This is a genomic window from Halopiger djelfimassiliensis, assembly GCF_000455365.1.
Lineage (GTDB): Archaea > Halobacteriota > Halobacteria > Halobacteriales > Natrialbaceae > Halopiger_B > Halopiger_B djelfimassiliensis.
Genome location: NZ_HG315684.1, coordinates 699,477 through 723,288, shown reverse-complemented (window position 1 = coordinate 723,288; position 23,812 = coordinate 699,477). Strand labels below are relative to the sequence as shown.

The 23,812-nt window shown below is 65.1% G+C and carries 27 protein-coding genes and 1 tRNA gene; 9 read left to right on the top strand and 19 right to left on the bottom strand.

Features of this window, described 5'->3' with window-relative positions; genetic code table 11:
• Positions 1-32 precede the first annotated feature (32 nt).
• Both TX80_RS03555 and TX80_RS03550 read left to right on the top strand, forming a co-directional pair.
• Positions 33-1,910 (top strand): formate/nitrite transporter family protein, encoded by a 1,878-nt coding sequence (locus TX80_RS03555; protein ID WP_049921493.1) that lies wholly within the window; start codon positions 33-35, stop codon positions 1,908-1,910.
• Between the two features lie 81 nt (positions 1,911-1,991).
• Positions 1,992-2,708, top strand: coding sequence for an SDR family NAD(P)-dependent oxidoreductase (locus TX80_RS03550; RefSeq protein WP_154658585.1), 717 nt, complete (start codon positions 1,992-1,994; stop codon positions 2,706-2,708).
• A gap of 119 nt (positions 2,709-2,827) precedes the next feature.
• Here the strand turns inward: TX80_RS03550 and TX80_RS03545 are convergent, their stop codons facing one another.
• The gene (locus TX80_RS03545; RefSeq protein WP_076580984.1) at positions 2,828-3,112 is read right to left on the bottom strand and encodes a translation initiation factor eIF-1A; all 285 of its coding nucleotides are present in this window, start codon (positions 3,110-3,112) and stop codon (positions 2,828-2,830) included.
• A gap of 78 nt (positions 3,113-3,190) precedes the next feature.
• On the bottom strand, positions 3,191-3,703 hold the full coding sequence (locus tag TX80_RS03540; RefSeq protein ID WP_049921490.1) for a hypothetical protein: 513 nt from the start codon (positions 3,701-3,703) through the stop codon (positions 3,191-3,193).
• Between the two features lie 154 nt (positions 3,704-3,857).
• On the opposite strand from TX80_RS03540, the gene TX80_RS03535 reads away from it, so the two are divergent.
• Both TX80_RS03535 and TX80_RS03530 read left to right on the top strand, forming a co-directional pair.
• Entirely contained in the window at positions 3,858-4,745 is an 888-nt protein-coding gene (locus TX80_RS03535; protein ID WP_049921489.1) for a sulfurtransferase, read from the top strand.
• Between the two features lie 60 nt (positions 4,746-4,805).
• Positions 4,806-5,012, top strand: coding sequence for a hypothetical protein (locus tag TX80_RS03530; protein WP_049921488.1), 207 nt, complete (start codon positions 4,806-4,808; stop codon positions 5,010-5,012).
• Positions 5,013-5,052: 40 nt separating this feature from the next.
• Here TX80_RS03530 and TX80_RS03525 read toward each other — a convergent pair whose 3' ends face one another.
• The 13 genes from TX80_RS03525 to TX80_RS03465 all read right to left on the bottom strand — a co-directional run bounded on the left by TX80_RS03525 (position 5,053) and on the right by TX80_RS03465 (position 15,191).
• A complete protein-coding gene (locus tag TX80_RS03525) occupies positions 5,053-6,048 on the bottom strand; it encodes an amidohydrolase family protein (protein ID WP_049921486.1) in 996 nt (331 codons plus the stop codon).
• A gap of 71 nt (positions 6,049-6,119) precedes the next feature.
• Positions 6,120-6,335 (bottom strand): hypothetical protein, encoded by a 216-nt coding sequence (locus TX80_RS03520; protein WP_049921485.1) that lies wholly within the window; start codon positions 6,333-6,335, stop codon positions 6,120-6,122.
• Between the two features lie 113 nt (positions 6,336-6,448).
• Positions 6,449-6,871: a hypothetical protein gene (locus TX80_RS03515; RefSeq protein WP_049921484.1), complete on the bottom strand. Its 423-nt coding sequence runs from the start codon at positions 6,869-6,871 to the stop codon at positions 6,449-6,451.
• 61 nt (positions 6,872-6,932) lie between these two features.
• Positions 6,933-7,688: an adenosylcobinamide amidohydrolase gene (locus tag TX80_RS03510; RefSeq protein ID WP_049921483.1), complete on the bottom strand. Its 756-nt coding sequence runs from the start codon at positions 7,686-7,688 to the stop codon at positions 6,933-6,935.
• A 1-nt stretch (position 7,689) separates the two neighbouring features.
• The gene (locus TX80_RS03505; RefSeq protein ID WP_195893043.1) at positions 7,690-8,727 is read right to left on the bottom strand and encodes a pyridoxal phosphate-dependent aminotransferase; all 1,038 of its coding nucleotides are present in this window, start codon (positions 8,725-8,727) and stop codon (positions 7,690-7,692) included.
• The gene (cobT, locus tag TX80_RS03500) at positions 8,717-9,742 is read right to left on the bottom strand and encodes a nicotinate mononucleotide-dependent phosphoribosyltransferase CobT (protein WP_049921481.1); all 1,026 of its coding nucleotides are present in this window, start codon (positions 9,740-9,742) and stop codon (positions 8,717-8,719) included. The genes TX80_RS03505 and cobT overlap by 11 nt, the downstream gene beginning before the upstream one ends.
• 3 nt (positions 9,743-9,745) lie before the next feature.
• Positions 9,746-10,318: an NTP transferase domain-containing protein gene (locus tag TX80_RS03495; RefSeq protein ID WP_049921480.1), complete on the bottom strand. Its 573-nt coding sequence runs from the start codon at positions 10,316-10,318 to the stop codon at positions 9,746-9,748.
• The gene (gene cobS / locus TX80_RS03490) at positions 10,318-11,076 is read right to left on the bottom strand and encodes an adenosylcobinamide-GDP ribazoletransferase (protein ID WP_081661432.1); all 759 of its coding nucleotides are present in this window, start codon (positions 11,074-11,076) and stop codon (positions 10,318-10,320) included. The genes TX80_RS03495 and cobS overlap by 1 nt, the downstream gene beginning before the upstream one ends.
• Positions 11,076-12,038 (bottom strand): adenosylcobinamide-phosphate synthase CbiB, encoded by a 963-nt coding sequence (gene cbiB / locus TX80_RS03485; protein ID WP_049921478.1) that lies wholly within the window; start codon positions 12,036-12,038, stop codon positions 11,076-11,078. The genes cobS and cbiB overlap by 1 nt, the downstream gene beginning before the upstream one ends.
• Before the next feature lie 31 nt (positions 12,039-12,069).
• The gene (locus TX80_RS03480) at positions 12,070-12,708 is read right to left on the bottom strand and encodes an HAD family hydrolase (protein WP_049921477.1); all 639 of its coding nucleotides are present in this window, start codon (positions 12,706-12,708) and stop codon (positions 12,070-12,072) included.
• A 74-nt stretch (positions 12,709-12,782) separates the two neighbouring features.
• Positions 12,783-13,988, bottom strand: a complete 1,206-nt coding sequence (locus TX80_RS03475) for a M24 family metallopeptidase (RefSeq protein ID WP_049921476.1) — start codon at positions 13,986-13,988, stop codon at positions 12,783-12,785.
• Between the two features lie 87 nt (positions 13,989-14,075).
• Entirely contained in the window at positions 14,076-14,687 is a 612-nt protein-coding gene (locus TX80_RS03470; RefSeq protein ID WP_049921475.1) for a translation initiation factor IF-2 subunit beta, read from the bottom strand.
• Positions 14,688-14,804: 117 nt separating this feature from the next.
• The gene (locus TX80_RS03465; RefSeq protein ID WP_049921474.1) at positions 14,805-15,191 is read right to left on the bottom strand and encodes a DUF5789 family protein; all 387 of its coding nucleotides are present in this window, start codon (positions 15,189-15,191) and stop codon (positions 14,805-14,807) included.
• 180 nt (positions 15,192-15,371) lie between these two features.
• Here TX80_RS03465 and TX80_RS03460 point away from each other — a divergent pair, with 180 nt between their 5' ends.
• Positions 15,372-16,130, top strand: a complete 759-nt coding sequence (locus TX80_RS03460) for a creatininase family protein (RefSeq protein ID WP_049921473.1) — start codon at positions 15,372-15,374, stop codon at positions 16,128-16,130.
• A gap of 150 nt (positions 16,131-16,280) precedes the next feature.
• Complete coding sequence (locus TX80_RS03455; protein WP_154658563.1) at positions 16,281-16,787, top strand: hypothetical protein; 507 nt, start codon at positions 16,281-16,283, stop codon at positions 16,785-16,787.
• Positions 16,788-17,555: 768 nt separating this feature from the next.
• On the opposite strand, the gene TX80_RS18485 is transcribed toward TX80_RS03455, so the two are convergent.
• Positions 17,556-18,206, bottom strand: a complete 651-nt coding sequence (locus TX80_RS18485) for a class I SAM-dependent methyltransferase (protein WP_081661431.1) — start codon at positions 18,204-18,206, stop codon at positions 17,556-17,558.
• Between the two features lie 893 nt (positions 18,207-19,099).
• Positions 19,100-19,173, bottom strand: a tRNA-Tyr gene (locus TX80_RS03450).
• Between the two features lie 129 nt (positions 19,174-19,302).
• On the opposite strand from TX80_RS03450, the gene TX80_RS03445 reads away from it, so the two are divergent.
• The 3 genes from TX80_RS03445 (at position 19,303) to ftsZ (ending at position 21,470) form a co-directional block, all read left to right on the top strand.
• Positions 19,303-19,917 (top strand): double zinc ribbon domain-containing protein, encoded by a 615-nt coding sequence (locus TX80_RS03445; protein WP_049921471.1) that lies wholly within the window; start codon positions 19,303-19,305, stop codon positions 19,915-19,917.
• A gap of 186 nt (positions 19,918-20,103) precedes the next feature.
• Positions 20,104-20,280, top strand: coding sequence for a ribbon-helix-helix domain-containing protein (locus tag TX80_RS03440; RefSeq protein WP_049921470.1), 177 nt, complete (start codon positions 20,104-20,106; stop codon positions 20,278-20,280).
• 2 nt (positions 20,281-20,282) lie between these two features.
• Positions 20,283-21,470, top strand: coding sequence for a cell division protein FtsZ (gene ftsZ, locus TX80_RS03435; RefSeq protein ID WP_049921469.1), 1,188 nt, complete (start codon positions 20,283-20,285; stop codon positions 21,468-21,470).
• 653 nt (positions 21,471-22,123) lie between these two features.
• On the opposite strand, the gene ncsA is transcribed toward ftsZ, so the two are convergent.
• Both ncsA and TX80_RS03425 read right to left on the bottom strand, forming a co-directional pair.
• Positions 22,124-23,083: a tRNA 2-thiolation protein NcsA gene (gene ncsA, locus TX80_RS03430; RefSeq protein ID WP_049921468.1), complete on the bottom strand. Its 960-nt coding sequence runs from the start codon at positions 23,081-23,083 to the stop codon at positions 22,124-22,126.
• A gap of 103 nt (positions 23,084-23,186) precedes the next feature.
• On the bottom strand, positions 23,187-23,708 hold the full coding sequence (locus TX80_RS03425) for an NUDIX hydrolase (protein WP_049921467.1): 522 nt from the start codon (positions 23,706-23,708) through the stop codon (positions 23,187-23,189).
• Between the last annotated feature and the right edge of the window lie 104 nt (positions 23,709-23,812).

Sequence of the window (23,812 nt, the reverse complement as noted above, 5' to 3'; positions counted from 1 at the left end):
ACGCTTAGTTCGTCCCGAGGTACGGTCCGACAATGAGTGATCACGAACGTCGTCGCGTGGAACCCGACCGCGACGACCGAGAGGACACGGAGGAAGCGTCGTCGTTCGACGGGGCGGATGCGGAGCGGGTCCGCGAGGCCGTCGACCGCTCCCGAAGCGGCGCTCCGGCGGCCGGGTCGGTCGTCCGTGACCGGTTCTCGTCCGACGAGGTCTTCCAGCGGATCGTCGCGGCCGCCGACGAAGAGGTCACGTCCGGCAGTCGCGAGCTGTTTTTCAGCGGCATCGCCGCCGGCTTCGCGATCACGATCACCGTCCTGCTGTATGCCTCGCTGTACGGGGCGACGGACGGACATCCCATTCTGAGCGCGCTGTTGTACCCGCTCGGGTTCATCTACATCATCATCGGCGGCTACCAGCTCTACACGGAGAACACCCTCCCCCCGGTGGCGCTGACGCTAGAGCGCATCACCAGCCTCCCCGCGCTCTTGCGCCACTGGACGATCGTCCTCGCGGGCAACTTCACCGGCGGCGCGATCGGTGCGGCGGTGCTCGCCTGGGGCGGCGTTCTCTCCCCCGAAGCGGCCGAGGCAGCGGCGTATCTCGGCACCCACGGACCGGAGGATACGGCCTGGTTACACCTGTTTACCAAGGCGGCCTTCGCCGGCCTGATCGTCGCCGGCGTCGTCTGGGTGGAGTACGCGGCCCGCGAGACGGTCGCCCGGATCCTGGTCGTCTACATGGCCTTCCTCGCGATCCCGATCGGGAACCTCTATCACGTCGTCACCTCCTTTACCGAGATGGCCTACGTGGTCTTTCTCGGCGAACTCTCGCCGTTCGTCGGCGTGTTCCACTTCGTGCTCCCAGTTTTGCTCGGGAACACAATCGGCGGCATCCTGCTCGTAACCGTCGTCAACTACTTCCAGACGAGCGAGGAACGACTCGAGTCCGCTCGCTTTGCGGGCACCGAGCGTCGCCTCTCGGTCAGGGAGTGGGCGTTCGGCGGCCTCGTCGGCCGGTCGTACGTCCCGCTGATCGACACCGCCGAAACGGCCGCGACGACCGACGGTGACGCCTGTCGGATCGTGGTCCCGATCGCGAACCCGCGTACCGAATCCCGGCTCGTCGAACTCGCCGGGACGCTTGCGAGTACCCGCGAATCCGCGATCGTCCACGTCGTTCACGTCGTCCAGACCCCCGATCGTCCGTCGGCGATGGGCACCGACAGACAGCGGTCCCGGATCGTCTCCGAGTCCGAGGACCTGCTCGCCGACGTTACCCGGCCGATCGAGGACTCCGGTGTCGACAGCCAGACCTCGACGATCGTCACGCACCGCTCGTTCGAGGAGATCTTCGACACCGCCGTCCGCGAAGAGGCCGATCTCGTCGTGATGGGCTGGGGCGACAACACCCTCTGGGACGCCGCTCGCGCCGAGCGGCCGATCAGCGAACTGACCAGCAAACTCCCCTGTGACTTCCTCGTGGTCAAAGACCGCGGCCTGGATACGTCGCGGATCCTCCTGCCGACGGCCGGCGGTCCGGACTCCGATCTCAGCGCCGAGGTCGCACGAGGTCTCAGTACGACCGTCGGGGCCGAGATCTCGCTGTTGCACGTCGTCGACGGCGAGGAGGAACGCCGGGCCGGCGAGGAGTTCCTCGAGGAGTGGGCCATCGATCACGACCTCCACGACGCCGAGATCATCGTCGACGACTCCGGTGACGTCGAGAAGTCGATCTGCCGTGCGGCCGACGACCACACGATGGTCATGATCGGCGCGACCGAGCGGGGCCTGCTCTCGAGGCTCGTGACGAGTTCGTTGCACCTCGACGTGGTCAACGAGGTCGACTGTTCGGTGCTGCTCGCCGAGCGCCCGAGCGAACGCAGCCTCTTCAAGCGGCTGTTCGGCCGGTAGCGCCTCCAGAGCGTCTTCTTCTCCGGAGTCGAACGTCGCCGATACGTTCCTTGTCAGGGACTGCGTACGTGGCCTATGGAACTGCACGAAACGACGGTCGTCGTCACTGGCGGTACACGCGGTATCGGCCGCGCCGTCGCCGCGGCCGTCGCCGACGAGGGTGCAACGGTCGTCGTCGGCGCGCGGGACGGCGACGCGGTCTCGGAGACGGTCTCCGCGCTCGAGGCTCGGCTCGAGTCCTCGAACGCGGACGCAACGGCGACGGGCGTCCGCACCGACGTCCGCGACGAGTTCGACGTCGAACGGCTGGTCGAGACGGCCGCGAAGGCGGGGCCGACGAACGGGATCGACGTCGTCGTCCCCGCGGCCGGCGTCTATCACGGCGAACCGGGTGCGACGCCGCTCGACGAGGCACCCTATTCCGCGTTCGACGATCACTGGCGAACGAACGGCCGCGGCGTCTTCGCGACGATCAGGGAGGCGATCGCGCACCTGAACGACGGCGCACGGGTGCTCGTTCCGACGGGAGCGGTCGCCCGCGACCACGAGCCCGGATACGGGGGCTACGCGGTCTCGAAGGCGACCGCGGAGGCGGTGGCCCGCGGGTTCGCCGCCGACACCGAGTACGTCGTCGGCTGCCTCGATCCGGGTCAGGTCGCGACGGCACTCACGAACGGACGGGGTCGCGATCCCGACTCCGTCGCGGGGCTGTTCGTCTGGGCGGCGACGGAAGCCAGTCCGGACGAGATCGACGGCAACGTGGTCGGACTCGAGACGTGGAAGCGGGCGACGAGCTAACGGTCGCCGATCTCCTCGCGGCGTTGTCCACGACGTGTCGTGAGCAACCACGGACAAGCGCCGCCGCTCGGAATCGATGCTGTCCGCGAGAGAATTACTGTGGTCGGTCGAACCGAGCGTTAGTCGATGTGTCCTTCACGGCGGAGTTGATCCGCGTCCTGACCGGTGTAGCGCCACTCGATGGTGGCTTTCTCGTCCTGCCAGTCCCATGGTTCGGCGACGACGATGTCGTCTTGTTCGATCCAGGTTCGGTATTTCATCCGGCCGGGGATACGGCCGAGACGTTCTTTGCCGTCCTCACACCGGAGCTGGACGTGGTTGCCACCGAGGTGTTCGGTTACGACGGCGAATACTTCATCGCTGTTGGGCATACGGAGATTCCGTCGCCCGGAGTCTTCTGTCACACCGTTTCTACGTGGGGCAGACGTTTAAACCATTGGAGAGCCATGGTAGCATGGCACTCGGTTTCGAACCGTCCTCGATCACAGCTCCCGGTCCGAATCCGGATTCTCGAGCTCCCACAGCAGCGACGGCAGAAACGCCTCGAGATTGTCGATGACCCGGCGCTCGCTGACGTGTAGCCCGTCACAGTGGTCGTGGGCCGAGTCCCGGATGTCGACGTGCAAGTCGCCGTCCTCGAGCCACACTGCAAGCGGGAAGACCGAACACCGGGTGGGCTTCCAGTCGTCCTCGAGATGGAGGGAACAGAGGCCGTCCTCGCGCAGGAACGCACAGGCACAGCCGTCGTCGGCGACGTGGTCCTCGCGGTCTTTTGCCTCCCGGGTGACGAACTTCTCGCCGCGAAAGTCCGTCGTCGTCTCCGCGAGGTTCGCCCGCTGGGCTAACTCGAGCAGATCCCGATCGTAGAGCAAGACCCCGTGGTGACAACACCAGGTACAGTCCTCGACGCACTCGAAGGTGAGATCGGGGTCGAACTCGACGACGACCTCGCGGTCGGGGTAGACCTCGACGCGATGCGGGGCGTCAGCGCTCACGTGTCGGCGGATGTGGCTCGGCCTGAAGTGCCTTTCTACCTCCACGCTCGGCCGGGGACCGATACCGACGGCCGCCTACTGGTTTGGTTGTCGATCGGTTCAGTCACGAACGAGCCGTGTTAGGCTTTTGCTGTTGTTCGTGGGAGTGCCGCCCATGCCCGAGTACGATACCGACGTGCTGGTTTCGGCGGACTGGGTCGAAGATCACCTCGAGGAGTTCCAGTCCGACGATCCCGAGTACCGCCTCGTCGAAGTCAACAGTCCGGAGTCCCCCGAGGAAGGCGATTTCCCGTCCCGATACGAGGAGGGCCATATTCCGGGCGCGATCGGGCTCCAGTGGGACGAGGACCTGTCGGATCAGGACGAGCGGGACATCCTGAAAAAGGACGACTTCGAGTCGGTCGTCGGAAATCACGGGATCAGCGAGGATTCGACGGTCGTCTTCTACGGCGACGGCTGGATCCCCAACTGGTTCGCGCTCTTTGCCTACTGGGAGTTCAAGTACTACGGCCACGACGATGCCCGCGTGCTCGACGGCGGGAAGGACTACTGGGTCTCCGAGGACTACCCGCTGACCGAGGACGAACCCGACTTCGAGGCGGTCGCGTACGACGCCAGCGGGCCGTTCGAGAGCATCCGCGCGTACAAAGACGACGTGGACAAGGCCCGCGAGGCGGGCATTCCGATGGTCGACGTTCGCTCGCCCGAGGAGTTCAGCGGCGAGATCATCGCCCCCGAAGGGCTTCAGGAGACCGCCCAGCGCGGCGGTCACATCCCCGGCGCATCGAACGTGCCGGTCAAGACCAACCTGCGCGACGACGGCCGGTTCAAGGGTCCCGACGAGCTCGAGGAACTGTACAGCGACGAGGGGATCGACGGCGACGAGACGGTCGTCACCTACTGTCGAGTCGGCGAGCGATCGGCGATCGCGTGGTTCGCGCTACACGAACTGCTCGGCTACGAGGACGTCCACAACTACGACGGCTCCTGGACCGAGTGGGGGAACCTCATCCGCGCGCCGCTGGAGAAAGGCGGGGGCTGAACGACGGCCCCGGCATACGCAACGGTCGCGGGTTTTCGGCCGGCCACCGTTTCGTCCGATATGGCAACGACAGATACCCGCGATCGGACGGAACTGCTGAAAAACGCCGGCGTCGTCACGACGCTCGTCGACGCGGTCATGGAGTTTTCGAAGGGCCGCCGCAAGAGCGGTGCTCTCCTTCTGGGCGCGGCCGCGGTCTCGTCGCGGATCCCCGGGTTCGGGACGGCGGTCTCGCTCCTGCTTCGGGCGTACCGGCGGCTCCGCTGAACTGCCCGCCGTCCGTCGGACGGCCGTTCCCGCCGCCGACTCACCGGAGCAGGCCCTCGAGCGTGCGGTGCCTGAGCGCCGCCTGCGCCTCGCGCTCGAGGTCGAACCGCTCGAAGAGATCGAACTGGGCGATCGACTGGCCGGGGTAGACGTAGTCCGTGCCGAACACCAGTTGTTCGGCGTGGGTTTCGAGGAACGCCTGTGCATAGTCCTCGTCGCGCGTGAGCGCGTTCCAGCCGGACGGCCCCCCGATATCGCCGTAGATGTTGTCGTACGACGCGAGCAGCTCGGCGACGCGCCCGCCCGGCTCGATCGGTCCGTCCGGGTAGCCACCCCTGTCGGCCCGCGTGACGTCCGCGGAGATGTGCGCCCACCAGCCGCTCGCATGGGCGATAAAATCGACGCTCGGGAACGACGCCAGTACCGACTCGAGTCGGGGCAGTCCGACCTCGTCGATCATCGCCTTGTCGTCGGTGTGAAACAGGATCGGCAATCCGCGGTCGGCACACAGTTCGTAGAGCGTCTCGAGCCGTGAATCGTCGATCCGGACGCCGGGTTTCAGTTCGCCGAACCCGCGTGCGCCACGCTGGACGTATCGATCGAGGAGTTCCGCAACCGGTTCCGTGTCGTAGACCAGGGTCCGCGGATCGACCGTACAGAAGGGAACGAGGCGATCCGGGTACGCCGCGGCTTCCTCGAGTATCCACCAGCTCGAGGCCTGCACCGGGTAGCTCTCGGGCGAGTCGAGCGCGAGGACGACGGCGCGGTCGACCCCGGCGGCGTCCATCCACTCGACGAGGCCGTCGGCATCGAGGGGGTCGCGATCCAGCGTCTCCTCGGGAATCAGGTGGGTGTGGGCGTCGAACAGCGGCTGGTCCGCGACGGGATCGGCCTCCGGCTGCGATGCGGCCGTTCCAGCGCTTCCGAGAACGAAAGCCCCGGCGGCGATGCCACGGAGTACCCGCCGCCGCGGTGCCGTCGCGGAGGATCCGGAGCGTCGGTCACCTTCGTCGGGCGCGTTCGGTGCGCGAGCCATATCCGACGGGTCCACCCGCGCGGGTAAAACGTCCCCCCGGACCGGTCGGGTCCCCGATCGATCGCGGCGGCTCAGTCCTCGAGGACGAGGTACGTCCGCGCGCCGCGGTGCTCGAGCGAGACGGCGTCGGTGTCGACGTTCGTCCGGACGAAGGATTCGATCCCCGCCGCGTGCAGGTCCGTCACGTCGATGCGACGCCGCTGTCGGTCCCGTTCGTCCCCGTCGAGGGATGGGCGTTCCTCGCGGTGCTCACTGCGGTCGGTCGTCCGGTCGACGATCAGCGTCATACCTCTCGATTGGACGGACAGTACGTCAAACCGATCCGTCCGCGGTGAAAGTGAAAGTGTACGCAGGAGGCGGTGAGGCCGGATCGTTCGCGGTTCGGCGAGGCCGACCGAGGTCAGCCCAGCCGTTTGATCTCGACCTCGTGGCGACCGGCGTCGGTCTCGAGGCCGACTGCGTCGACGATCGCCTCGCGGGCCCGCTCCTGCCACGCCCTGACGGCCTCGGCGTGGCGTTTGCGGAGCCGGGACGCCTCGTCCGGGTCGGCGGTGTCGAGTTCCGACTCGAGGTCGGGATACTCCGACACCACCGCGGGTTCGATGACGTCGGCGGGCCGGACATGGACCGCGCCGGTCAGTTCCGTATCGTCGACCCGGTAGACGTGGATGCGGGCCCGCATCCGGCCGTGAAACGGCGGCGTGATGCGGAGAACTGCCTCGCCGGGGTTTTCCTGTGAGTACGCGTAGGCGTCGACGACGTCGTCGGGCGACACCGCGATCGATCGGATCGTCGACGGATCGTCATCGTCGTCCGCGGGCATCGCCCGACGGTTCGGCTCGCGGGTGGTTAACGGTTACCGATCGCCGTCGACCGGCTCCGGATCACCCCGACGAAAGCGGCGGCCGAAACACCGCCGCCCGCCGGTCGGTCGAAACGCCGTGGGCCGCATCCGCGACCGAGCCGGGGCGGTCCGCGTTCCGCCCCTCGTAGTGGGCACGAAGCGAGGCACGCACCGCCTCACGGACGCAGGCGCGTGCCGCCGCTCCGACCGGTGTGGCGCTGCCCGAGAAGTCCGCGGGTCGGCCGGTCGGGTCGTGGCCGACGACGATTGCGTCGGTGGTCGTCCCGGGAAAGCCGGTGTCGGAAAGCAGCGTTGCGGCCTTCGCTTCCGCGGCGACCGCGATCAGGTTCGCCAGCGCACCGGCCGCCAGCGAACGCGTCGTCGCGAGGACGACGTTTACGGTTCCCGTCCCCGGCGTCGAATCCGCGCCCGACACACTCGAGGAGGACGCGCCGTCGGGGTCCATCGGCAACGCTGCGGGGTTCGAGATGCCGGCCGTCGCGACGGCCGTCACCGGGCCACACCGAGCGCCGCGGGCGTCGGCCGCCTCGACGCCGGTCAGTAGAACCGGCGGATCGCCGCCCCCATCGCCGTCGAACCCCGCCCGCTCGAGTCGGTCGGCGACGTACCCGTCGAGATCGGCACAGTCCCAGCCGTCGGGGACCGAGACGTTGTACGCGCAGTCGGCCACCCGTCGCCCGCCGTTCCAGCCGGTCGAGAGCCACTCCGTATCGAGCCTGCCGACCCGCACCACGCCGTCGCGACGGATCGCCTCGTAGGCGTCGGCTTCGGTCATGTCAGTCGTCCCCGGTTCGGACGCCGAGCGCGGCGAGCAGCCGGTCGTTCGCCTCGCGGTCCTTGACGGCGACGCGGACGTGCGAATCGAGCGTCCGGAACGTCGTCGCGTCGCGGATCGCGACCCCGTTTGCCCGCGCCGATTCGATCACGGCTTCCACGTCCCGGTCGCCGACATCACACAGGAGGTACGGGGCGTCCGACGGGGCGACGTCGAACCGCCGTTCGAGCGCCGCCCGGAGTCGATCCCGTTCGCGAGCGACGCGCTCGCGGGTTTCCCGGACGAAGTCGTCCCGTCGGAGACAGTACGCCCCGACCCGCGCGGCCGGCGTGCCGAGCGACCACGCGCGGCGGGCCGTCTCGAGGGCGTCCCGCCGCCGGCCGCTCGCGACCGCAAAGCCGGCCCGCAGTCCCGGCAGGCCGAACAGCTTGGTCAACGATCGGGCGACGATCACGGACTCCCGATCGAGACCTGCGGCCGACGGTAGTTCCGTGAACCCGAGGAAGGCCTCGTCGACCAGCAGCGTCGTCCCGGCCTCGCTACAGCGGGCCGCAAACGCCGCGATCTCGTCCGGGTCGGCCGCGTCGCCGGTCGGGTTGTTCGGCGTACACACGACCGCGAGCGAACACGGCTCGAGCACGTCGACCCCCAGTTCGAGGAGGTCGTCGTCCCGGACGAACCGCGCCAGTGCGCCCTGTAGTTCGATCTCGCGGGCGTACTCGCCGAAGCTGGGGTAGGGAACCAGCACCTCGTCGCCGGGCTCGAGGATCGTCTCCATCGCCAGCCGGATCGCGGCCAGCCCGCCGGGCGTCGGGATCACCCGGTCAGGGTCGCAGCCGACGAACGCCGCCGCGGCCGCCCGGAAGTCGGGGTAGTCGTCGTCGGGATACCGACGGGCGTCCTCGAGCGCGGCCTCGTAGACGTCCGCGACGCCGTCGGGGACGGACGGGTTGGTGTTGGCCGAAAAGTCGAGCAGGTCCCGGTCGGTCTCGCCGCCGTGGGGCACCCGTTGTCCGGTCCGAACCGAGTCAGGGTCCACGCTCACCCTCCGGTTCGTCCGCGGCTCCGTCGGCGTCGATCCCGAGGCGGGCACAGACGGTTTCGAACCGATCCCTGACCGCCGGCATCTCGCCGTCGGGAACGCACGCGAGCGCGCCGCCCATGGCGACGCCCTCCTTGGCCTCGCCGGCACAGTAGCGGGCCATCGCGACGTGGTCGCGCCCGTCGAATCCGGGATCGGTCGCCGTCAGGGAACAGTCGAGCCGATCGCAGGCGTCGCGCAGTCGGTCGCCCTGCTCGTCGGCGACGAACGACGTGGTCGCGATCGACAGCGGGTCCGCCACGCCGACGTGGCGAACCACCGCGGCGACGGCGACCATCTGCGTCCCGCCCGCGAGCGTCACGTCGGCTCCCGACTCGAGCGCGCCGGCCGCGATGCCCGCCACCGCGGGCTGGACCGGATCGCCGACGGCGCGGATCGCCGCGAGGGGGTCGCCCTCGCAGTCTCCCGGCTCGAGGTCGCTCGCGGCGAGGCCGTCGTCGACGACCCGTCGCTTGCGCTCGATCGGGTTCTCGGGGAGCGACGACGAGACGGTCGTCGGCTCGCCGAGGGCGGTGAGGACGCCGAGCGCCGTCGTCGTCCCGCCGGGGACGGTTTCGCCGATGACGAGTTCGTCGTCGGGCAGCCCCGCGCCGTAGTCTCGAGCGCGGTCGAAGATCGCCGCCGCGTCGGGGACGGCCTCGCGTTCGCGGACGTCGGCTCCCGGTTTCGCCCCGAGATCGACGGTCGGTGCGGCGGTCGGCTTGGCGAGTCCGGCGTCGACGACAACCGGATCGAAGCCGACGATCTCCCGGACGGCACGGGTCACCGCGGCGGGCGTCGGACAGCCGGTCGGACTGACCGGCGTGACCGGCGCGGCGGTCGGCTCGCCGTAGACGAGTATCTCGGCGTCAGCCGACGGCGTGTGTGCCATCAGCTCCGGGGCCGCGCCGGCGGCGCTGATCCCGTCGATCAGGGCCGTTTCCGTCGTTCCGGCGGACAGGAGGACGCGCATCGGTTACCGCCCCTCCGTCCGCTGGACGTGTGCCGCCGCGATTCGAGCGTCTTCGAGTCGATTCACGTTGACCGCGAGTCGCGTATCGTAGCTCACGTGTGTCATGGTCGTGTCCGTATCGCCGACTACGTTGACCCCGGTCGGCGCGAGGTAATCGTCAGGCTCGAGTCGCGCCTCGACGCTGACGCCGAGGCGCTCTTTGAGCCGTACCGGTACGCAGACGGTCAGCGAGGCGTCGCTGTCGCCGTAGACCGCGAGGATTCGATCGACGACCGGCCCGTCGAGCAACGGCACGTCAGCGGCGACGGTGAGGATCGGCGGCGTGATTTCGGGACGGTCGAGGAGGGCCATCAGGTCCGCGACGTAGCCGTCGCCGGCCGTCTCGAGCGTCGGGACGCCATCGTCCGTCAGGCGGGCCCGCGTTTCGGGTGCGTTCGGCGAGACGGCGGCGTACGTCGTTTCGATACGGCTTCGCTCGAGGCCCGCGAGCACGCGATCGATCATCGGAACCCCGTCGATCGGGTGGCGGGGTTTCTCGTGTGGACTCTCGAGCCGGGTTCCCCGACCGCCACACATCACAACAGCGTCCACGCGATCACCCCCGCGTGGACGCCGGCGACGCGTCCGATTTCGTTGGCCGCGCCGAAGATATCGCCGCTGATGCCGCCGAGGTGCCGATCTGCCCAGTACCACGGAAGGGCGAGTCCCGCGACGGCCCCACAGAGGGCGACCGCGGCGGCCGGATGGGGCCAGGTCGCCGCCGCGATCGGCGCGGCGACGACCGCGGGCGCGAGGAACGACCGGCGGGCCGTCGCCGCGGTGAACTGCCGGCCCATCCCCGGGTACCCCGCGCGGCCGAAACACGCCATCGCGGCCATGCCGAGTTTCGTCCCGACTTCGGCCGCGATCGCGATCGCGACCGCGGCGACGGGAGGCCGGCCGGCAAGGCCCAGGCCGGCGAGTGCGAGTGCCGTCACGGTTCCCGCGACCGCGAGCAGCGCACCCACGCCCGTCGTCGTGTCTTTGAGGACTTCTCGCCGGCGTTCGGCGTCGCCGTGGACGACGAGCGCGTCGCCGAGATCCGCGACGCCGTCGAGATGGTGGATCCCCGTCACCGCGTAGACCGCAAGCAGATACCCGAACGCCACGGTCGCCGACGGGAGTGCGTCGGCCGCAAGCAACGGGAGCGACGCCAGCGTTCCCGCCACGAGACCGACGATCGGGAACGCGGCCGGCGTCGACCGGAACGCGTCCCAGTCGCCGTCACGGTGGCCCACCGGCAGTCGCGTCAGGAACCCGACCGCCCCGCGAACGGCCCCGATCCACCGCCCCATCAGGTCCCCACCCCCGGCTCTCCCGCGAGCATCGACGCGGCGACCGTGGTCCCGGCTGCAATCACCACGGCGACGACGACCGCAACCACCGCGGCCAGACCGACGACGGTCACGGCCCGCCGGCCGTCCTCGAGCGTCGGTAACGCAGCGCCGGGATTGAGGTCGTACACGCCCGGTTTTCGCAGTCGAACCCCGAGAACGCAGGCGAGGGTCGCCATCGGCCAGCCCGAGTTCGGCGATGGCGGATCGCGCGCCCACCGGCGCGCTCGAGCGACCGCAAGCGGGTCAGCGGCGGCGACAGCGATCGACGCCGCCGTGAGCCGGGCCGGCAGCCACATCACGACGTCGTCGAGTCTGGCGCTGCCCGTCCCGATCGGCTTCGACCGGTAGCCGAGCATCGAATCCAGCGTGTTGACGCCCTTGACCCACGCGGCCGCCCCCGAAGCGGCCGGCAGCGATACCGGGGCCAGCAGCGCGAACGGGAGCACGGTCGCGACTAGCCCGTCCGCGAGGTTCTCCCCTGCGCTCTCGACGGCCGCACTGCGGAGTTCCGGCGGCGAGAGCGTCGATGTCTCCCGACCGACGAGCCCGCGGACCCGTTCGCGGGCCGTCTCAGGATCGGTGTCGCTCGCCGTCACGACCGCGTCGGTAAGCTCGAGCAACGAGCGCAGACTGGTCGTCGAAAAGAGGACGAGACCGGCGAGGACCGCACCGGCGAACCGATTCAGGTCGGCCACGACGAGGACGGCCCCGCTTGCGACGCCCGCGGCCACGAGCGGCAAGATGAGGGCGATCACGACGCCCAGCAGGCGCTGGCGTCGCTCGTCGTCGGTCCACTCCCTGTCGACGGCTCCGACGAGGCGGCCGAACCACGCGACCGGATGGGCGGCGTTCGGCGGCTCGCCGAGCAACAGATCGAGGCTAAACGCCAGCCCGAGCAACGCAAGCGTCGTCAGCGTCACGGCGCTTCCTCCGTGTCGGACGGCTCCCCGATCATGGCTCCCGCGACCTCTCGAGCACGTCCAGTCGCGTCGGAAGGGCGGAAAGCGGGGTCTCCTCGAGCAAGACGGCCGTTCCGCCGACGGCCTCGACGCCGCGATCGGTCGCGGGATCGTCGCCGACGTGGACGAGATCGGCGGGGTCGACGCCGAGTTCGGCGGCGGTCACCTCGAAGATCTCCGGGGCCGGTTTGCGCCACCCGCAGCCGACGCTCGTGACGATCGCGTCGAAGTCGTCGCGCTCGAAGGCCGATCTGACGAGCGTCCGGCCGACCAGTTCGGGAACGCTACAGTTCGAGCAGATCGCGACCGGCCCCCGCTTTCGGGCGGCTTCGACCGCCTCGCGCGCGCCGTCTCTGGTCTCGACGTCGGGATCGAACGCAGCGACGACCGCCCGTCTGGCCGCGTTTGCGGCGTTCGGAACGTTCCGACTCGCCAGCGCACGGGCCACGTGTGCCGGCAAAGGGATCTCCGCGCCCGCGGGCGCATCGACGTGTGGCTCGGCGTAGGCGTCGGCCCAGTCGTCGGGCACCGGAACGTCCCGTTTCTCGAGTTCGGCCGCGACGGCCGCGGCCGGATCGGCCGGCCGATCCGCGGTCACGAGCGTCCCGAAGAGGTCGAACGATACTCCCACGTGCGTGTAACTAGCACAAGTCGACTTTAGGTTCGCGGTTCGGTCGTGATCGCTGGGCGACACCGACCCCGCAGTCACTCGAGGGCGACGCTGTTCGACTCGAGATCCCGCGGGTAGTAGGTGAACCACTCGATCCCGTCCTCGGTGATCGCGATCGTATCCGAGTGCCGATAACCGTCCGTTTCGGTGTACAGCCCGGGCTCGATGGTCCAGACCTGCCCCGGCCGCATCACCGCGTCGTCGCCGTCGTAGGTCGTCGCCTCGGCCTCGCAGTGGTCGCCCCAGCCGCGATCGATGTACGGCGGCTCGTGACCGGCGAGCCCGATGTTGTGGCCGACGTGGTGCTGGGCGAGGTCCGCGACCCCTTGCTCCTCGAAGTACTCCCGCACTCGCCGATCGACGTCCGCGATCGGCACGCCGGGACCGAGCGCGTCGATCGCGATGTCCTGTGCCTCGAGCATCACCTCGAAGTAGTGGCCCTGCTCGTCGCTTGGCTCGCCGACGAACATCGTCCGCTCGAGTTCGGAGTGGTAGCCGTCGACGATCGCCGTCGCGCCCGTGATCAGCGTATCGCCCGCCTCGATTCGACGGTTCGCCGTGTGTCCGTGCGGGAGCCGCGTCTGCTCGCCCGTGATATAGCCCGCGTGCACCGGGCCGTCGCCGCGGGTCCGTGGCGCATACCGGTCGCCGAGCGTATCGAGCATCGCCCGCGAGGCTTCCATCGACGCGCGCTGGCTCACCGTCACCGGGTGTGCGCCGGGTTCGGTGTAGTCGGCGAGATACCGATGGCCGAGGTTCGCCCACTCGGCGGACTCGCGGATCAACGCCAGTTCCGTCTCGGATTTCTCCCAGCGCAGCCGCGACACCCACGACTGGGTGTCGACCGCCAGAAACTCGCTCAGGGCCGGCCCCTGGTACCCCATCGTTCCCGGTGCTCCGTCCGCATCGGCCGCGACGCGGTCCGCGCCCAGCCCCGCGAGCATCTCGGCGACCGTGCGAATCGGCTCGCCGCCGGGATAGTCGTCGTAGTGGTGGACCGCGTCGATCCGCGAGTTTTCGCTCGCGCGTTCGACCTCGAGACGCGGAACCGTGATCTCGATGCCGTCCGCCGTGACGGCGAGTGCGACCGGCCGCTCGGTCTGGAGGTGATCGAACCCGGTGAGATACTCGATGCTCGTCGCTCCGAACCAGAGGCCGGCGTCCGCGTCCGTTTCGGCGAGTCGGTCGCGAACGCGACCGAGACGCGTCTCGAACTCGGTCGCCGGAAGTCGTGCAGTCATCCGTATCCGTCGATCACTGCGTACCGCCGCAAAAACGTTGAGGTGCCGGCACGCGACGCCCCGTCCGTCCCGCCCGTCGATCGCCGCTCAGGCGAGTCGGGCGAACGCGAGGTTGCCGGAGATGTTCTTGATGTAGATGTCGACGACATCCCCCTCTTCGGCACCGGGGACGAAGATCGTATACTCCCCTTTCTCGGCGACGCCGTCGCCTTTGCGGCCCGTGCCAGTGATCTCGACCGTGTAGGTTTCACCCTCCTCGACGGCTTCCGCCTGCTGTTGCTGCTGGCTGCTCGAGGAGCGTTTCGTCACCGGCCGGAAGGCACCACAGGCGTCACAGCGAAGCATCGGCGTGCGGTCCTCTCGGACGAGTCGGGTGTCCGGCAGGCCACACTCCGAACAGAGGACGTACTCGTCGACGTAGGCGTCGACGGCGGCGTCGAAGTCCTGCTGGGAGAAGCTGCCGTTGTACCGGCCGCGCCCGTCCTCGAGTTTGCCGCTGGTTCCGAGTTCGCGCTGGACGAACCGGTGGAGGTGTTCGTCCTCGCGCGAGAGCACGTCGGCGATCTCGCCGAGGTTCGTAAACCGCGTAAACGCACCGTCTTTCTGCGTCGCAGCGTCGGGGATCTGTAACCGCTGTTCGTCGCCCCCGATATCGGGGACGTCGTCCATCGCTCGGTCGAGACTCGATTCGTAATCCATACACGAGAGAAGACGACCGGAACGTAAATCGGTTCTGCTATCCGTAGCTGGCAGTCGGACGGCGACGAATCGATCGGCGGTTTCGGCCGGCGGTGACCTGCTAATCGGCCGGAACCATCAGAGCGAGTCGCTGCTGCTCTCCCCGAGCGACCCCCCTTTCTCCTCGTCCAGTTCCGTCAGGTCGCGTTCGGGGTTCGCCTCGTTTGGACTCCCGGCCTCGCCGGTTATCTCGCCGTACACCGCCTCGCGGACCTCCTCGGGGTCCTCGAACTCCTCGCCGGTCAGCCGGTCGAAAACGCTGCCCAGCGACTCCGTCTCGTTTGGCATATCGATCGGCTCGTTGCCGTACTCCGCGGCGATCTCCTCGCTCGTGGTCGGATACTCGAGGTCGCCGAGGTGCCGTTCGACGTCCCCGAGGATCGACTCGGTACGGTCCGCTCGCCTCGATTTGCGCTGTTCGGCGCGATCCTGCGCACGGTCGCGGTCCGGGCCGTCGTCGGTCATACGCAGGGCTACCGGGACTCGAATTAAAAACGACCGGCCGGCGTCTGCGTGGCCGCTCGAGCGCTCGCAGGGACCGCCCTGCCTCGGTTTCGATGGCGACGGCCGGAACCAGTGGCGCTCGGCCGAACGACTACTGTCGATTTCGCAACGCTTTCCAACCGCGACTGCGTGCCTTCGCGTATGCCTTCTTGCCGCTCGCTTCTCCTCGAGGAGTTAGCATGGCCGGAAGTCGAATCGGCGCTCGAGGACGGGATGCGGACCGCCATCGTCGCAGTCGGATCGATCGAACAACACGGCCCACACCTCCCGTTGAACATGGACACGCTCGACGGCGACGAACTGGCGCGCCGGATCGCTTCGGAACTCGGCGATGCACTCGCAGCGCCCACGATCCGGCCCGGCTGTTCGGGACACCACATGGAGTTTCCCGGAACGCTTACCGTTCCGCCCGAGACGCTGATGGACACCATTCGCGCCTACTGTCGTTCGCTGGACGAGCACGGCTTCGAACACGTCGTTCTCGTGCCGACTCACGGCGGCAACTTCGGCCCCGTCAAAACCGTCACTCCCGATATCGGTCGGGAGATCGACGCAACCGTGATCGCGCTCGCGGACCTCGACGAACACATGCGGTTGCTCAACGAGGGCCTCGACGAGGCGGGCATCGAGTACGATCAGGACGTGATTCACGCCGGTGCCGCCGAAACGGCGATCGTACTGGCAGTAAACGAAGGACTCGTCCGGACGAACGCACTCGAGTCCGGACACGAGGGCGACGTTTCGGCGGCACGGCTGCTCAGCGAGGGCTTCGAATCGATCACCGAAAACGGCGTCCTCGGGGATCCCCGCGAGGCAACCGCCGAGGCCGGCGAACGGATCCTCGAGAGGGTGACAGCGGCGTACGTTGATCGAATCGAGGCCGAACGAAACGCAGTCTAATCTCTACGGTCAGCAGCCGACGTCCCTGTTCGTTCGAAAGCGAACTGCCCATCCGACGAACTGGATACCGGAGCAACGGCGTTACCAGCTGAATTCCTTCAGGAGATCGTAAACAGAAAACACTTATTGAGGATCCAATACTATTGCGGTATGCCCTCACTTCTATCGTCTCGCTCGGCGGTCGCTGACTCGGACAGGCTCACGTTTGCTGGCTTGCTTGGTGGCATCGTCATGCTCGGGTTGGCTTTACAGGTGTTTGTACTGGTTCAAACGCCGAGCCGGACATCCGAACTGAAACAACTCATCGCTCTGATACCGATCGTCGTCGGCGTGCTCACGTACGTCCGACACCGTCCGGCAACACCGGACTGGGAAATCGGTGCCGTCGCAGTATGGGGGGTGCTCGCCCAGTGGATCGCGTCTGCCGTCTGGTTCATCGTCGGACCCGCATTCACGGGCGGACCTTCGCTTTCAGCCGCCCTGCTGTCCGGCGCTTCCCAATTTCGCGCGGCGGAACTGCTACGGTTTCTCGGAACGGTCGCCGTCTTTGCCGGGTTCTACACCGTGGCAGCGTCCCGACGCGATCGATTGGTCGGTGGCATGATCGCATTGCTCGCCGTTCCGGTCGTGATAGTCGTCATCTATACGATCATCTAGCCAGCGCCTTGGCTGCAGGAAACACGGGATACGTGGGATTGATTCGCCGGTCGATAGCTGCTGTGGCTCTTCGCAATATTGGACGTCTGAGGCGAGCTCTTGGTCGGTTTAATCGTCGCTGACCCTTGGACAACGGCCCATACAACGTTGGTTCTCGAGTGGAACCAGCGCTGTCTCACCGGTTTTCGCTTGCTATGAAATACAGGCGATGGCATCGATCCGGTAAACGCACGGCTTTCGGATGAACGCACGTCCTAGAGACTGGAATGGGGCGACTCTAGAACGGATGTAAACACGTCTTCACGGGAATATTACGCTTCGACTGAAAACGAAGTCCGCCCTCCCCGATTTGAACAGGTGCCAGACGGTCGCGCTCACTGCGTTCGCGCGCTGCGACTGGCGTGTTCAAATCGTGTCGGTCGGATTTTCGGAGAAAATCCGCCCTCCCCGATTTGAACGGGGGACTGCGGCGGGATAACAGGGCTGCATCGGGCCATCTGCTCGGCTTCCCCGACCGACATCGTGGGTTCGCGGAGATGACAACCGATGACCCAAGACCTCAAACCCATCGCACCACAGAAGGCAGTCGACCTCTACCTCGCACAACGGGAGGACGACGCTTCTGAGAGAACCGTACAGGCCCACAGATACCGTCTCAAGCACTTCGTCCGATGGTGCGAAGGAAAACCTCACCAACCACAACGACCTCACTGGCCGCAGGCTGTACGAGTATCGGCTCTGGCGGAAAGATGTTGAACAGATTGAATATCATTTCCTTGCTTCAACGTGTATTGAAGTTTGAGGTCTATTATCAAGTTTTTCTATATCAGGTACATTTCCCTCCTGATACTTGCAACGTTCGATTTCTTCAAACCCTTCTTTTTCCAGCATATTTTCTATAGATTTGAAATCATATAGCCAGTAATGATTATTCTCTGGTTGAAATATAGATTTTCTTACTCTTTGGGCAACCATATCAATATTCTCTTTTCCCATCATTGTACGATTCACAAATATGTCTGCGGAAGATGTGTATTTTTCACTCCCATCAAGCTCAATATCGCCTAAATATTCAGAAATATACTTTTCTAAATCTGGTGTTACTATTCGTATTCGACCACCTTGTTCCAACACTCTGTATGATTCCGCAATAAGATCTTCAGCATCATCACGACCAAGATGTTCAATTGCGTGGGATGTGTATATGTATTCTACTGATTCGTCATCAAATGGCAGATCTTCTGAAAGATCGTGTGTCATCAAATTCGGAACGTCCCTCATTTCATCTGTGAATCCTATTCCAATATTTTGAAAGAATCGATGGATAAAGGGATATTTCGAGAGACGAGCGTCCCAAGATTTATCGATATTAATCCAACCATCAATCCCATCTGCACCGCATCCTAGGTTAAGATTCATAAAAAAGCATCTCAGTCCCAATCATTAGTACTCTGTGGTTGCTGATTCAGTGTGCGACTTCCCTGTACGTCGACAATGGGTATAATACGTGACAATGGAGTGGCCTTCACCGAGTGATTCCCATATAGAACGTTTGGGCGATTCTCAGAGGGAACTTCCAATCCTCAAATGAGTGCGTGGAACTTAACTCAGTTGCTGTTTGCTTTTCCGCTGTGATCGTGCCCCTTTTTGATCCAGCCCTCACCTCCTACGATGCACCCGATAGCTGTAGGACCAGAATTCTGACGATCGCCTCTGTCGAACTTCTCGACAGCCGATGCGGTCATCTCGACACCACACCTGTGTTATCTCTCCTGTTTACCATTCGACACGTGGTACTCTGGATTTCAGAATGAATCATCAACACCCTTCATTTAATATTATGACAATTGGGCAGTCCTTCACGAGGTGTTTCCCATATACTACATCGCAGATGTTCAGACTCAAACCGACCATAGTTGCATAAGTCTGGTTGCAAATCTGGGATATTTTCGGAGTCGGGGCGGCCTACCTATGTAAGGCAAGTTCGTCGCGTTCGTAAAAAGAAATCACGCCACTCAAATCCTATACCACCGATTGAGAACATGTCGTATCTTCGGGCGAAAGTTTCTAGGTTCCCCGACCCGTTCTACTATACGCGAACGCACGACAGCGGTAGCCCGAGTCAGGCAATCTGTTCAACCCAAACACGCCGAGATAGAATCGCACGACGTCGCGGCTCCACTCGGCTCCGAATCGTTTGGTGAAAAAGTCCGCCCTCCCCGATTTGAACAGGTGCCAGACGGTCGCGCTCACTGCGTTCGCGCGCTGCGACTGGCGTGTTCAAATCGTGTCGGTCGGATTTTCGGAGAAAATCCGCCCTCCCCGATTTGAACGGGGGACAAGCCGATCTACAGTCGGCTGCTCTACCAGTCTGAGCTAAGGGCGGTTGCACTTCTACGTAGCCGCCGTGGATAACATAAGGGTTGTTATTTTCGACGACGGCGAAGCGGCGAGTGACCGTGAACGGCAGAATGATTGATATAGGGGGCGTGTCAACACGGCAGTATCTCGCCCCATGAGTAAGATCACGTTCCGCGCGGACGACGACCTCGTCGAGCAACTCGAGGCGCTCGATCGTTCCAAGAGCGAAGCGATGCGGGAGGCGCTGCGCTCGTATCTCGACGAAGGGCCGTCATACGCCGAGGGGGGCAGCGGGGAATCGGACCGCTCCGGTCCGGACGAGGAACCGTCGATCGACGATCTCGTTCGCGAGCGGGTCGATGATCTCCTCGCGAAACGACTCGAGTCGTCATACGCGCACCCGCGTACTGGCGGCCGCGATGCGCAGGACGTCAACGTCACGATCTCGCTCGAGGGCGATGCGGTTCGGACGGCGACCCACGAAGGAATGCGGAGCCAGTCGCGCGGGAAGTCGGCCGGCGACGATGGCACCCACGCTCGAGGTCGGGATCGGGAGACCCAAGCTGCCGCCGCTTGCGGCCAGTGCGGTGAGTCAGTCGACGACGAGCACGTTTACTGTCCCAACTGCGGCGAGAAAACCTCCCATCGACTGTTCTGCGAGTGTGGTGACGAACTCCGGTCGGACTGGTCGTTCTGTCCGAGTTGCGGGCGTCGGACTCCTGCAGCCGACGTTCTCGAGTCGGAACGTCAGAACTCGAGACGGTCGTAAGACACGGAACGTCGTGTCTGACGAAAGCTTTATTATCCAAGACAGTATTCCGTTTACTCGCGTAAGACGGTCGTCTTACAGCGGAAGAGAGAGGACGAAAACGCCCGATGTCGGGCGGTTCCGGTGTAAGACACGCCGCGTCTGACAGGGGCGCGCCACCGTCTTACCCCAACGGGGAATACAACCATGGAGCGTGTGACACTGCGAATTCCGAAACAGCAGATCGAAGAAGTCGAACAACTGGTCGAAACGGGCGAATTCCCGAACCGAAGCGAGGCGATCCGGTCGGCCGTCCGTGAGATGATCAACGAACAGTACGACGGACACGAACAGTCCGGGAAACGGAACTGGGCCAAGGTGTAACAATGCAGGATATCGTACAAGACGCCCTCGAGAACGCGGAACAGGAAGCCCGTGAGATGGACGCCTCGCTCGACGAGGATGAGTTCGGCGATCCACGGATCGTCATCGTCGGTTGCGGCGGTGCGGGTAACAACACGATCAATCGATTGTACAACATCGGCGTCGACGGTGCCGACACCGTGGCGATCAACACGGACAAACAGCACCTCAAGATGATCGAGGCCGATACGAAGATCCTCGTCGGCAAGTCGCTCACGAACGGGCTCGGGGCCGGCGGCGATCCGTCGATGGGCGAACGCGCGACCGAGATGGCCCAGAGCACGATCAAGGAGGTCCTTGGGGATGCGGACCTCGTATTCGTGACCGCCGGCATGGGCGGTGGCACCGGCACGGGTGCCGCCCCCGTCGTCTCCAAAATCGCCAAAGAGCAGGGTGCGATCGTCGTCGGAATGGTCTCGACGCCGTTCAACGTCGAGCGCGCCCGCACGGTGAAAGCCGAGGAGGGCCTCGAGAAACTCCGCGAACAGGCCGACTCCATCATCGTACTGGACAACAACCGGCTGCTCGATTACGTCCCGAACCTCCCGATCGGCAAGGCGTTCTCGGTGATGGACCAGATCATCGCCGAAACCGTCAAGGGCATCTCGGAGACGATCACCCAGCCCTCGTTGATCAACCTCGACTACGCCGACATGTCGACGATCATGAATCAGGGTGGCGTCGCCGTCATGCTCGTCGGGGAGACACAGGACAAGAACAAGACCGACGAGGTCGTCAAAGACGCGATGAACCACCCGCTTTTGGACGTCGATTACCGCGGTGCCTCCGGCGGACTCGTCCACATCACCGGCGGCCCCGACCTCACCCTCAAGGAGGCCGAAGGCATCGCCGACAACATCACCGAGCGGCTCGAGGCCTCGGCCAACGTCATCTGGGGTGCCCGCATTCAGGAGAACTACAAGGGCAAGGTCCGCGTGATGGCGATCATGACCGGCGTCCAGAGCGCGCAGGTGCTCGGTCCGACCACCCAGAAGCAGGCCGACAAGTCCCGCGCGAGCATCGAGGGACTCAACGACGCCGACTTCGACGCCAGCAACAACGTCGAGACATCCGGTCCGGAGTTCGGTGCTCAGAGCGACGGCGGCCGTAGCGAAGTCGAACGACAGAACGGCGTCGACGTGATCCGGTAACCGGACGACAACACAGGTCGAATAGACCCTCGTCGATCAATACTCGGGGCCGTATACCGAGTGATTGCATCCGTTTACTCGGGTTTCGTTCTCGCGCAAACGATTTTCGTGGAGCGGATCGCGGTTACTGCGACACCGGGACCTGTAGCGAGTCACTGAGCCGAGATGTCGCCGGTACTTGCTTCCAGTCTCACCCGGATAACACTCGACGAGAGTTTCGTTCGGGTCCGTTCTCGGATCGAGCATGGATTCCGAATCACGTAAACTGGAGTCCGACGTTCTGAGAGGAACATTACCGTCGAAATAGTAGGTAGAGAGCATTCTTCCGTTCCGCCCAATAGCGCGCGGGGACTGCTCCGTGTTTCCGTGAACGACCGCCACTCGGAATCCGTCGTCGGTTTGTTCGATGAGTGTGGTCTCATGGACGTGAACCGTTATCTCAGTAATCGTTTCTCGAGACGATTCGCTCAACACCTTATTTGTTGAATGTGTGAATCCGTAACCCGTGACAAAATACGGAACGGTGGTTCTGATAACCGGTGGTGAGAAGTATTCTTTTGTAGAAACGTCGTGAGAAGCGCTCTTTTTACACCAACACGATGTGTTCGCTGCAGAGCACAATCCGTCATACTAACCGAGAAGACTAGCGCCAATCAGGCCAGCGACTCGAGCAGCGAGCACTTCCGACAGACTTCGCGAGTCGTCGTCGAGCCACACTCGACACACTCCCGGAGGTCGGCACCGTCGTCGCCGCTGAATTCGTCGGCGGCGATCGATGCCAGATCCTCGTAGCCGGCGAGGATAGAGTGGCGAGTGCCGGGGTGGTTCTCCTCGAGATCGTAGAGGAGTTGCTGGATCTCGCCGCGGTAGGCCTCGCTGGCGTGGGGGCACTCGGTGATGTGGGCCGGGAGGTCGTTGATGTGGGCATAGAGGGCGACTTCCTTTTCGGGAACGTCCCGCAGGGGTTTCGCGCGCGGGACGAACTCGTCCTGTTCGTCGCGTTCGGGGAGGGGACCGAGGCTGGCGTCGAAGTGTTTCGCGATCTGCTCGACGTCGCCTTCGAGGAAGTTCATCAGCGCCGTCTGGGCCTCGTCGTCGAGGTTGTGGCCCGTCAACAGGAGATCGGCCTCGAGTTCGTCGGCGTATTTCGAGAGCAAATCGCGCCGGAAGACGCCACAGTAGGCGCAGGCGGCCATGTTTTCGGGGTCGTCCTCGACGACGTCGTCCATCCGGACGCCGAACTCGTCCTCGTAACTGACGAGTTCGTGGCGGATCCCGAGGTCATCGGCGAGCTCGACGCAGGCGTCGACCGATTTATCGCGATAGCCCTCGATGCCCTCGTGGATCGTCAGGCCGACGAGTTCGATGCGGGGATCCTCCACAAAGGTGTCGTGGAGGATCCGCGTGAGGACGACACTGTCTTTGCCGCCCGAAAGGCCGATTACCCACGTCTCGGGGTCCTCGGGCGTCGCGTCCTGCGGAACGAGGTCGTCCCGCCGCACCCGGCGGCGCACCCGCTTTTCGACCGACTCGCGGAAGTGATCCGCACAGAGGTGTGCCCCGGAGTAGGCGGCGTGCATGACCGCCTCCTCGTCACACCGGTTACAGTCCATCGAGGGATCGTTGCCGGCGAACGCGTATGTCCGTTTCGTCTCGAGCGGCGTCCGCCGGCCTCCTCGAGTTGACGCGGGCACTCGAAGCGACGTGACCCGGAAATCAGTCGAAGAACGCCTGCCATCCCGGCGGTTCGACCGCTTCCGCCGGGAGTTCGTCGTACCAGCCGGTATCGTCGGCCTCCGGTTCGGCGTCGCTCGGATCGGTTACGGGCGTGGCGCTGAAGACGACGAACGACCGCCGGGCCGTCCGGTCGCCGTCCTCGGGGCGAACCTTGTGATCCCAGACGCCCTCAACGGCGTCGAGGTCGATCTCGAAACCGGCCTGCGTTTCGACCCACTCCCGCGCGGCCGCGGCGTAATCGTCGCCCGGAGCGACCGAGGCCGACGGGGGTTTCAGTCCGCACGTCCCGGTCACGCGCATCAATAGGATCGCACCGGTGTCGTCGCTGACGCCGGTGACGGCCATATTATTCAGCTCCGCGACCGTCTCGACGGTTTCGCGGTCGACGACGTTGATCTCCTCGTGAACCGGCACGTCGGAACGGGCACGGAGCGTCTCGAGGTCGGTGATCGCATCGATGGCGGACGGCTCTCCGGTCTCGTCGGTGGGATTTGTCGTCATGGGTCAGGGGAGGTATCGCTGTCTTCGATCGGTGGTTGCGACGCGATTCGCGGTCGGCTGACTGGTTGCGCGTCGCGGGCAGCCGTTCGAACGTGGTGATCGGT